This is a genomic window from Cryobacterium sp. 10I1 (genome assembly GCF_035019805.1).
In the GTDB taxonomy this organism is placed as follows: Bacteria; Actinomycetota; Actinomycetes; order Actinomycetales; family Microbacteriaceae; genus Cryobacterium; species Cryobacterium glucosi.
In genome coordinates this window covers 1-10624 of sequence record NZ_JASJVF010000108.1, presented here as the reverse complement: position 1 = coordinate 10624, position 10624 = coordinate 1, and the positions used below count along the sequence as shown (strand labels likewise).

9 protein-coding genes are annotated in these 10624 nt (G+C 67.5%); 2 read left to right on the top strand and 7 right to left on the bottom strand.

Translation table 11 applies throughout. The features are described 5' to 3' along the window. Positions 1-49: 49 nt before the first annotated feature. From pflA to QN345_RS10765, 3 genes are all read right to left on the bottom strand, one after another. A complete protein-coding gene (pflA, locus tag QN345_RS10775) occupies positions 50-916 on the bottom strand; it encodes a pyruvate formate-lyase-activating protein (RefSeq protein WP_134448868.1) in 867 nt (288 codons plus the stop codon). 96 nt (positions 917-1012) lie between these two features. Next, on the bottom strand, positions 1013-3277 hold the full coding sequence (pflB, locus tag QN345_RS10770; RefSeq protein ID WP_134448867.1) for a formate C-acetyltransferase: 2265 nt from the start codon (positions 3275-3277) through the stop codon (positions 1013-1015). Between the two features lie 268 nt (positions 3278-3545). Then, the gene (locus tag QN345_RS10765; protein ID WP_134561294.1) at positions 3546-4934 is read right to left on the bottom strand and encodes an FAD-binding oxidoreductase; all 1389 of its coding nucleotides are present in this window, start codon (positions 4932-4934) and stop codon (positions 3546-3548) included. 157 nt (positions 4935-5091) lie between these two features. On the opposite strand from QN345_RS10765, the gene QN345_RS10760 reads away from it, so the two are divergent. Next, a complete protein-coding gene (locus QN345_RS10760; protein WP_322140761.1) occupies positions 5092-5760 on the top strand; it encodes a GntR family transcriptional regulator in 669 nt (222 codons plus the stop codon). 58 nt (positions 5761-5818) lie between these two features. Then, complete coding sequence (locus QN345_RS10755) at positions 5819-7009, top strand: MFS transporter (RefSeq protein ID WP_134448864.1); 1191 nt, start codon at positions 5819-5821, stop codon at positions 7007-7009. On the opposite strand, the gene QN345_RS10750 is transcribed toward QN345_RS10755, so the two are convergent. From QN345_RS10750 to QN345_RS10735, 4 genes are all read right to left on the bottom strand, one after another. Further along, entirely contained in the window at positions 7006-7665 is a 660-nt protein-coding gene (locus QN345_RS10750; protein ID WP_322136038.1) for a TetR/AcrR family transcriptional regulator, read from the bottom strand. The two genes, QN345_RS10755 and QN345_RS10750, sit on opposite strands and share 4 nt — an antisense overlap. Beyond that, a complete protein-coding gene (locus tag QN345_RS10745) occupies positions 7662-8897 on the bottom strand; it encodes an Acg family FMN-binding oxidoreductase (protein WP_166791025.1) in 1236 nt (411 codons plus the stop codon). The genes QN345_RS10750 and QN345_RS10745 overlap by 4 nt, the downstream gene beginning before the upstream one ends. Before the next feature lie 64 nt (positions 8898-8961). Next, positions 8962-9648, bottom strand: a complete 687-nt coding sequence (locus QN345_RS10740; RefSeq protein WP_134448862.1) for an ABC transporter ATP-binding protein — start codon at positions 9646-9648, stop codon at positions 8962-8964. Between the two features lie 67 nt (positions 9649-9715). After that, the coding region (locus tag QN345_RS10735) for an ABC transporter permease (protein ID WP_323508643.1) at positions 9716-10624 on the bottom strand (909 nt) is incomplete at its 5' end.

Sequence of the window (10624 nt, the reverse complement as noted above, 5' to 3'; positions counted from 1 at the left end):
GCATCCGTTGGATGCCGCGCCTTTCCCAGCGTCTGAACGCCGGTTTCGCCTAGAAAACGGTCAGGCCCCTCGCGCGGAATTGCTCCCGCACGCGCTCCTGCAGATCGTTGTCGGGGGGCGTCACCCCGTGCAGCGGGTACGGGATCTCGAGCCGGTCCCACTTGTCCTCGCCCATCTGGTGGAACGGGAGCACTTCGACGCGCTCGACGTTCGGCCAGCGGGAAATGATTTCCGCGACGGCGTCGACGTTGTCGACGGCATCGGTCAGTCCGGGGACGAGCACGAAGCGGGCCCAGACGGGGATTCCCTTTTCCGCGAGGCGATCGCCGAAATCGAGTGTCGGCTGGAGCTCACGCCCGGTGACCTCTTTGTACGTGTCGTGAAGACCGGACTTGACGTCCAGAAGCACGAGGTCGAGGTTGTCGAGCAGCGTCTCTGACGCGCTCTTCCCGAGGAACCCCGAGGTGTCCAGGGTGGTGTGGATGCCGAGCTTGTGGCATTCCTCGAAGATGCGCTCCACGAAGGCCGGCTGCATGAGCGGCTCACCGCCGGAGATGGTGAGGCCTCCCCCGGTTGCGTCGAAGACGCCCTTGTAGCGCTTGAGGCGCGTGACCAGGTCGTCGAGGGTGGTGATCAACCCGTCGCGCATCTTCCAGGTGTCCGGGTTGTGGCAGTACTGGCAACGCAACAGGCACCCGGACAGGAACAGGGTCATCCGCGTTCCGGGACCGTCCACGGCCGTGACGAGTTCCCAGGAATGGACGCTCGCCACCGAGCCGTTGTGAATCGCGGCCATCTCGAGGTGATGGAGTTCGGCAAGTTCAGCTTGTTCGGTGCTGGGAGTCTTGCCGTCCTCCAGCGCGACGAGTGCGATGGCGGGGCCGACGCTGGGTAGGCCGAGGTTTATTGCGGGCATTGTCTCGTCCTACTCAGCGTCGCCGCCATCTGTTATCGGTGGATATTAGTGCTGGTGAATCTTCGGTGCTGGTGAATCCTTAGCGCTGGTGAATCCTTAGCGCTGGTGGAACGTACGGCTGATGACGTCCATCTGCTGTTCGCGCGTGAGGCGCACGAAGTTGACCGCGTAGCCGGAGACGCGAATCGTCAGCTGCGGGTAGTTCTCCGGGTGCAGCATGGCGTCTTCAAGGGTTTCCTTGTTGAGCACGTTGACGTTGATGTGGTAGCCGGTGGCTTCCGTGTACGCGTCAATGAGTCCGACGAGGCTCGTGATCTGCTCGTCCTTGGTGTGACCGAGGCCACTGGGGACGACCGTGTTCGTGAGCGAGATGCCGTCCTGCGCCTGGCTGAACGGCAGCTTGGCGACGCTGAGCGCCGACGCGAGCATGCCGTGCGTGTCGCGGCCGTTCATCGGGTTTGCACCCGGAGCGAACGGCTCACCCTTGCGACGGCCATCGGGCGTGTTGCCGGTTGCCTTGCCGTAGACCACGTTGGACGTGATCGTCAGGATCGACTGGGTGTGGATCGCGTTGCGGTAGGTCGGGTGCTTGCGGATCATGTTCATGAAGCGTTCCATGACGTCGATCGCAATGGAGTCGACCTTGTCGTCGTCGTTACCGAACTTGGGGAATTCGCCCTCGATCGTGTAGTCGATGACGAGTCCGTTGTCGTCGCGGACCGGACGCACCTTGGCGTACTTGATCGCGGACAGGGAGTCGGCGACAACGCTCAGGCCGGCGATGCCACAGGCCATCGTGCGAACGATTTCCTTGTCGTGGAGAGCCATTTCGAGACGCTCGTACGCGTACTTGTCGTGCATGTAGTGGATGCAGTTCAGCGCGGTGACGTAGGTCTCGGCAAGCCACTCGAGCGTGACGAGGTAGTTCGCGAAGACGGTGTCATAGTCGAGGATCGTGTCCAGGTTCGGCGCGGTCGCCGGGGCGACCTGCTTGCCGGAAACCTCGTCCTTGCCGCCGTTGATCGAGTAGAGCAGCGCCTTGACGGCGTTGACGCGAGCACCGAAGAACTGCATCTGCTTGCCGACGCGCATCGGGGAGACGCAGCAGGCGATCGCAGCGTCGTCACCGAGCTCGGCGCGGATGAGGTCGTCGGACTCGTACTGGATCGCCGACGTGTCGATGGAGACCTGGGCGCAGAAGCGCTTGAATCCATCGGGAAGGCCGTCGTTCCAGAGAACGGTGAGGTTCGGCTCCGGTGCTGCGCCGATGTTGTACAACGTCTGGAGGAAACGGAACGCCGTCTTGGTGACGAGCGGGCGACCGTCTTCGCCGATGCCGCCGAGGGACTCGGTGACCCAGGTCGGGTCGCCGGCGAAGATCTCGTCGTATTCCGGGGTACGCAGGAAGCGCACGATGCGGAGCTTGATGACGAGGTCGTCGATGAGCTCCTGGGCGCCCTCTTCGGTGATGGTGCCGTCGGCGAGGTCGCGCTCGATGTACGCGTCGAGGAAGGCCGAGTTACGGCCGAACGACATTGCAGCGCCGTTCTGTTCCTTGACGGCACCGAGGTACGCGAAGTACAGCCACTGGACGGCTTCCTGGGCGGTCTGGGCCGGCTTGGAGATGTCGGAGCCGTAGGACGCGGCCATCTGGACGAGTTCCTTGAGGGCCCGGATCTGCTCCGAGTTTTCCTCGCGGGCGCGGATGATGTCCTCGGTCGAGGGCTCCATGTCGAGCTCGGCGCGGTCGTTCTTCTTGCCGGCGATCAGTGCGTCGACGCCGTAGAGGGCGACACGACGGTAGTCGCCGATGATACGGCCACGGCCGTAGGCATCCGGAAGACCGGTGATCAGGTGGCTGTTGCGGGCACGACGCACACCGGGAGGGTAGACGTCGAACACGGCGGTGTTGTGGGTCTTGCGGTAGTCGGTGAAGATCTTCTCGAGTTCGGGAGAGACGGGGTAGCCGTAGGTCTCGAGGGAGTTGACGACCATGCGCCATCCACCGAACGGCATGATCGCGCGCTTGAGCGGCGCATCCGTCTGGAGGCCGACGATGACTTCATTGTCCTTGTCGATGTAGCCCGGCTTGTGGGCTGTAATGGAGGACGGCGTGAAGGCGTCGATGTCGTAGACGCCCTTACGACGTTCCTCGGGGAACATCGCGGACAACTTGGCCCAGACTCCCGTGGTGCGGGCAGTCGGCCCGGCCAGGAAGGACGCGTCGCCGATATACGGCGTGTAATTGCGCTGAATGAAATCGCGAAGGTTAATCGAATCCTGCCACGGCCCGGAAACGAATTCCGCCTTGCCGTGCTGCATCGAAGTGTCGCCGCTGAGGACGCCCTCTGTAATTGTCATGTGGACTACTCTCCTCGTGGGATTGAGCTTTCCCGCCGCGGAAGATCCCGCGCTCGGGGTAGTGAGCGGGGGGACACGAGGCGCCAGACGTGCACCGATGCACCGTGGTCCGCTCTCTTTTTCCAACACTACTCCCCGGCAAGGGCCGGTCGGGGGGTTCTTCCGCCGCGTCTCTCGCCCGCGCGTTTAAAAGGACTCGCCTAGCACAGCCAAACCCCGGTAATCCACTGCGGGGAGTGACGATCCTGAGAATTCTCAAACCTGGCGGCTAGAGCTTCTTTCCGGGGTTCAGCAGGCTGGCGGGGTCGAAAGCGAGCTTGACGCGGCGCTGCAGCTCCCGCACGGCGAGGCCGAGTTCGTCGTCGAGGTGCGCCTGCTTGAGCAGGCCGATCCCGTGTTCCCCCGACGCGGACCCACCCAGCGTGACGGCGAGCTGGATCACCCGTTTGAACGCGCGGTGGGCGGCATCGACCTCCGCGGGCAGGTCGGGGTTGAAGCCGATCACCGGGTGCAGGTTCCCGTCGCCGAGGTGCCCTCCGGTGCTGATCGGAATCAAGAGTTCGCTGGAAATCTCCTGAAGGCCGGAGAGGAGCGCCTGCAGCTGCGACCGCGGAACGGTCACGTCCTCGTTGAGGCTCGCACCGCGCGCGGCCTGCAGGGCCGGCTGGAGGAGGCGTCTCGCGCTCATCAGCTGGTCGAGGTGCGCGGCGTCGTGCGCGATGACGATCTCGCCCGCTCCCCCGGCCTCGAGGATGCGCGCGTATTCTGCGACGTCGTCGTCGGCCTGCCCCGCGGCATCCGACTGCACGAGGAGAAGTGCTGCAGCACCCTCCGGGAGCGTGGACGCGGGGTCGAAGGCGTTGATCGCGGTGATGCAGGATCCGTCGAGGAATTCGAGCACGCTCGGACGCCGGTTGTTCGTGACGATCAGTGCGGCGGCGGCGAGGGCCTCCGCGGTGGTCGAGAACGTCGCGGACACGCCGGAGGCCGGGGCAGGGGCAGGCAGCAGCCCGACCGTGATCTCGGTGATGATCCCGAGGGTGCCCTCCGACCCGACGAGGAGCGCCGTCAGGTTGTACCCGGCGACACCCTTGATGGTGCGCTGCCCCGTGTGCACGATGGAGCCGTCCGCGAGGACGACCGTGAGGCGGCGCACGAAGTTACCCGTCACGCCGTATTTGACGCACAGCATCCCGCCGGCGTTGGTGGCCACGTTGCCGCCGATCGTCGAGCCCTTCCACGAGCCGGGGTCCGGCGGGTAGAAGAGGCCGGCGGTCGCGGCGGCCCTGGCCAGGGCGTATGTGCGCACGCCGGCCTCGACCGTCGCGGTCTGGTCTGCCTTGTCGACGGAGACGATCCGGTTCATCCGGGTGAGGTTCACGACAATGGCTCCGGTGATCGCGTTCGCACCGCCGGCGAGTCCGGTGCGGGCACCCTGCGGCACGAGCGCAATGCCGTTGGCCGCTGCGAGGGTGACGACCGCCGCAACCTCGGCGGTGCTTTTGGGGAACACGACGGCGAGGGGCTCCCCCGCAGCGGTGCCGTCCGACTGGTCCGTGAGATACGCATCGGTCGCCTGTCCGGTCACGAGCTGCACGGGCGGCAGTATCGTGGCGAGTTCGTCGAGGATCGTCTGCGGGGAAAGCGTTTCAGTCACGGGGGCCTCTGGGTCAGAGTGGACGAGCCGGCACCGGGCGAAAGGCCTGCGGCCCGGCGGTGGGTGTGCCTCAATCGGGGCGTTTGCCCAGTATATGAGGCGGTATATTCCGCAGCCGACTTGTAGTTATTGATGTATCTATGGCTAGGCTGGGGGTATGCCGACCGAATCAGCCTCCCTCATGCCGGCCGGGGCCTCCGCCGTCGAGCGGGCATACACGCACGTCGCGGACCTGATCATCTCGGGGTCCCTCCCTGCGAGCTCCTTCCTGACCGAGGGGGAGATCGCCGGAGCCCTCTCACTCAGCCGCACACCGGTGCGCGAAGCCTTCCTCGCGCTCGAGGCCCGCGGGCTGATCCGGCTCTTCCCGAAGAAGGGCGCCGTCGTCACCGCGCTCGACGAGGCGGAGACCGCCGAGTTGCTCCAGGTGCGCATCATGCTCGAGACGACCGCCGTCCGGCTCCTGGGCGAACGCGAGGGCGGGACAGGCGGGGTGGACACCGACCTCGCCGCCCTGATCGAGATCCAGGCGGATGCCGCTGCGAGCGGTGACCTGCTCACCTTCGCCAGGGCAGACCACCGCTTCCACTCCCGGATCGTGGACGAGAACCGCAACCGGGTGATCGACGGTTTCTACGCCCAGCTCGGCCCGAGGCTCGAACGCCTCACCCACCGGGTCGCTTCCCGGGACCCCCGCAACCTCGAACGCCTTCTCGCCGAGCACCGCACCCTGGCCGGTCACGTGTCCAGCGGAGACACCGCAGCGTACGACCGTGCCCTCCGCGAACATGTCGAGGCCGGGCATTTCTCCACCAGGGTCGCCTGACCGCCACGGTCCCCTGACCACCACCACCGTCCATCCCCGATCGCGTTCCGAAAGTCCGATGATTCCCCGTACCATTCCCGCCTGGCTCCGCGCAGCACCCGCCATCTTCGTCATGGCCTGGGGCGGCAACCACTTCACCCCGCTGCTGCACATGTACGAGGCGCTCGGCCACTACACGACCGTGATGGCGGATGTCTTCCTCGGGGCGTACGTCGTCGGCCTGATTCCCGGGCTCCTCCTCGCCGGGGCGCTCTCGGACCGGTATGGACGCAAGCCCCTCGCGATCGCGGGCGTGATCACGGGACTCGTGGCCAGCATCCTTCTCGGTTTCGGTTTCTCGAGCACGGTCATGCTGTGCCTCGGCCGCTTCCTGGCCGGGCTGAGCGTCGGCGTTGCGATGTCGGTCGGAACGGCGTGGCTCAAGGAACTCTCCGCCGCGCCGTTCGACAAGCGCGCTGACACGGTGGCAGGCGCCCGGCGCCCGGCACTGACCCTCACCCTCGGCTTCGGACTCGGTGCCGGCGTCGCCGGCGCACTCGCCCAGTGGGGCCCGATGCCGACGCTCGCCCCCTACCTCGTCCACATCGTGCTGAGCCTTGCCGTACTGCCCCTGCTCGTCACGACGCCGGAGACCGTGCCGCGCTACCGCGCGCACCGCCCGTTCTGGCGTGACCTTGCGGTTCCTCTCGCCGGGCATCGCCGCTTCCTGCGCGTCATCGCGCCCTCAGCGCCCTGGGTCTTCGGCGCGGCCGGGATCGCGTACGCGATCATGCCGAAGCTCGTCGACACCCAGCTCGGCGAGTTCAACCTCGCATACGCGACCCTGCTCACGGTCGTCACCCTCGGTACGGGGGCCCTGGTCCAGCCGCAGGTCGCCCGGATCAACACACGCACCAACGGGCGAGCGCTCGTCGTCGGCATGGGCATGATGCTCGTCGGCATCCTGCTCTCCATCTGCGCCGCGGCGACCCTGTCCCCGATCGTCGCCCTCGTCACGGCGATCGTGCTCGGCGCCGCGTACGGCGTGTGCGTCGTCGCGGGCCTCGTCGAGGTGCAGCGCATCTCCACCCCTGCCGACCTCGCCGGCATCACGGGCGTGTACTACAGCCTCACCTACCTCGGGTTCCTGCTGCCGGTCCTCTTCGCGGCGCTCAACGCCGTCGCGAGCTACACCCTGCTGATGTCCCTGCTCGGTGTCGTCTGCGCGGCGTCCCTCGCCGTCGTGGCCTGGGGCATCCGCCGCGTCTAGCCCCGCCCGGGTAAAGGGGCGCTGAGGTACGGCGTGAGGACGGCGCGCAGGTAGCGCGTCCCGCCGGTGGAATCTGTAGTGGAATCCGAAGGCCCTCCGGTGTCCGCCCCGTCGAGCTCCTCGAAGGCGAACCAGGACTCGGCGAGGATCCAGAGCGCCCGCACGAGGTCATCGAGCTCCCGATCGCCGAGCGGGCGGATCTCGCCGTGTTCACGCCAGCCCCTGGCGATCTCGCTGAACCTGACGAGGCGCCGGGCGCGCACGAGCCGGTAGTGTTCGGCGAGCACCGGGTCCGCGTGCAGCAGGCCGAAGAGGTCGCGGGCCAGGAACGCGTACTGCCGCGTCAGCGCGACACCGGCACCGAGGCGGTCGAGTACCTGCTCGGGGTCCAGGCGTTCAGGCCCGTCCCCTCCCCCGGCAGCGGATGCCTCCCAGAGAGATTCGTAGGCCGTCACGCGCTGGGCATGCAGCTCGCGCACGATCTCGTCCTTGCCGCCGAACCAGTAGTACAGGTTGCCCGGGCTGATTCCGGCGGCCGCCGCGATCGCGTTGGTGGTCACGGCGGCGGTGCCGCGTTCGTTGAAGAGGCCGAGGGCGACGAAGAGGATCCTGGCCCTGGTCTCCCCCGCCGTCACCGTGGTCGGGACCCGGCTCACGAAAGCACGACTTCCCGCGCGGGGCGTCGAGGGCTCGGCAGGGCCGAGCCGGTCGGATGTCCGATCCGGAAGGTCATGATCGCGTGGCGGCCGGCGGGCAGGAGCGCGGCCAGCGCGTCGCCGAAGTCCGGGTTGAGGCCCGTCGAGCGTTCCCTGTCGATCCGTTCCGGAAGCTGGCAGAGCGGTTGGGCGCTCACCCCGTCGACCGTCATGCTCAGGTGCAGGCGCTGCCAGGCCCTGCCGACGGCGAGACGCTCGCCGGTGTCGAGCGGGTCGCGCACGACGAGCGCTCCGAAGGCCGCGGCCGTGGGGACCTGGCTGTCCCTGGTGCCGGCGAGCCAGCCCGCGTTGTTCTGGGCCGTCGAAACGGGAATGACCTTCGAAACGGCCCTGATGAATTCCGACTGCCCGGACGGGTCGATCGTGATGCCGTCTTTCTTCGACTGGATCTCGTGCCAGTCGGTGCGGTACCAGGCGGCGTCGTCCGCCACCTGTTGCGGGTCTGCGATGATCGCCTCGGTCGCGCGGACGGTCAGGGCACCGAACGCATTCTTCTCCGCGGGGTCCGAGAACCAGACGAGTTCGGCGACGGTCTCGTCGATGAGTCCGCTGAGCCGTGCCAGCTCCGCGGCGCTCACGGGCCGCGTGAGGTCATAGGAGTTGCGGTCGGTGTGTCGGGATGCGATCGCGGTGAACAGCGGTGAGACGGATGCCTCCGCCGCCTGAAGGTCGATCCGTGCGACGTGTGTGGGGTCCGCGGGGTCCGGCAGCAGGGTGACGGCGGCCTTCTTCCCGTTCGCGGGTGCCGCGACGACGATGTTCTCGATCGCGCACCCGAGCGAGACGTCCATCTCCCGGAGCAGCGGGTCCATCGTCCCGAGGTTCCTGGTCGTGTCAGCGAAGACGTCGATCCGGTTGTCGGCGACCCTGAACTGCCAGGGCTGGGCGTTGTGCGCGTTCGCGGCGAGCACGGCGGCCCGAACGAGGCCGAGGGCGTCATGCGCCTCCGGGCCGGCCTGCGCCCATGCGGCGAATGCCTCGCCTGTCCCGCTCGCGAACACGCCACCGTCGACCGCGCGCCAGGTGAGGCCTGCGGCGCCGGCGATCGCGATCGTCCCCAGGCCGATGCCGGCGACCTTGAGGAACGAACGCCGGGTCGACGTCCGCCCCTTCTTGTCGTACCGGCCTTTCGGCTCGTTCCGGTCGTTCCTGGGTGTCCTGTCGGGCGTCATACTCCCATTAGAGTCTTTACTCTAATGTTTGTCGAGCCCGGCGGTCATCAGGCGAGCCCGGCAGTCAGGCGAGTTCGGTGAGTCGTCCGGCCTTGATGTGCAGGCGGCGCTGGGCGCGCCTGGCGACGGCACTGTCGTGCGTGACCACGATCAGGGTGAGGCCCTGTGCCCGCCAGAGCCCCTCGAGCAGGTCCATGATCTCGTCCCTGGTCTCCTCGTCGAGGTTGCCGGTCGGCTCGTCGGCGAGGAGCACGGTCGGGTCCTTGACGAGTGCCCTCGCGATCGCGACCCGCTGTTGCTGGCCGCCCGAGAGTTCGGCGGGAAGGTGGCCGAGGCGGTCCCCGAGGCCGACGGCCTCGAGGGCGGCCGCCGAGCGCTCCCGGCGCGCGGCGTTCGTCCCGCCGAGCGGCGCGAGCGCCGTCTCGACATTCTCCTGGGCGGTCAGCGTCGGGATCAGGTTGAAGCCCTGGAACACGAAGCCGATCTCGGTGGCGCGGATGCGACCGAGCTGGGAGTCCCCGAGGCTCGACAGGTTCGAACTGCCGAGGTGCTCCGTCTCGAGCACCACGGATCCGGAACTCGGGCGGTCAAGTGCCCCGAGCATCTGCAGGAGGGTCGACTTGCCGCCACCGGTCGGCCCCTGGATCGCGACCATCTGGCCATCGGGGATCGAAACGGTGACGTCCTGCAGCGCGGTCACCGAGCGCTTGCCCTGGTCATACTTTTTGGTGACATTCGTCAGCTGGTACATGGTCTGGTTCCTTTTGGAAGCTGAAAGTGAGAATCGGAGCGAATCGAATCGGGTGACGCAGGCAGTGCTACGCGATGCTGCGCAGGGCTTCCGCCGGCCGGAGCCGGGAGGCTCGCCACCCCCCGATCACTCCGGCGAGCAGGCCGCCGAGAACGGCGAGTCCGACCGCGATCAGGATCACGGATACCGTGACGGGCGCCGTCAGGACGATGTTCGACTGGGTGGCCGCCTGGGTTGCGGCACCGAATCCGCCACCGCCAGGGCCGAAGCCTGCGCCTCCCGCACCTCCCGCGCCGCCGGCGGCCCCGGCCCCGCGGCCCACCGCCTGCACGGCCGTCGAGGCCCCTGCGGTCAACGTCGGGGCGATGATGTTGATCACGAGGATCCCGGCGAGCCCGACGGCGATCCCGACGACGCCGCCGATCAGGCCCTGCACGAGCGATTCGCCGCCGACCTGGCGCACGATCCGGCCGTTGGACCACCCGATCGCCTTGAGCGTTCCGAACTCACGGGTGCGCCGGGTGACCCCGGAGATCGTGAAGAGGATCGCGATCAGGAACGCCGCTGCGAGGACGATCAGGGAGAGCCACAACCCGAGGTTGGAGACGAGGCTCGATGCGCTCGCGAGCGACCCGGATACGCTCGACGCGAGGTCCGCCTGGGTCTTGACGGTCGCTGCGGGCAGTGCGGTCCTGATGTCCGCCTGGACCTGGTTGATGTCCGTCGACGACGCCGCCTGCACGTAGATGTTGGAGACCTGGCTCGGCAGGGCCGCGAGGGACTGGGCGACGTCGAGCGGAATGTAGACATTGGCCGCGGTCGCGCTGTCCGAGGTCGCCGCGGAGACCAGCCCGACGATGCTGAAGTCGGTGCCCGCGATAGCGACGGTGCCGCCGACGGCGAGGGAGGCGGTCGTCGCGTAGCTCGCGTCGAGGACGGCGACGTTCGCACCGGCATCCGTGCTCGCGAGCGAGCG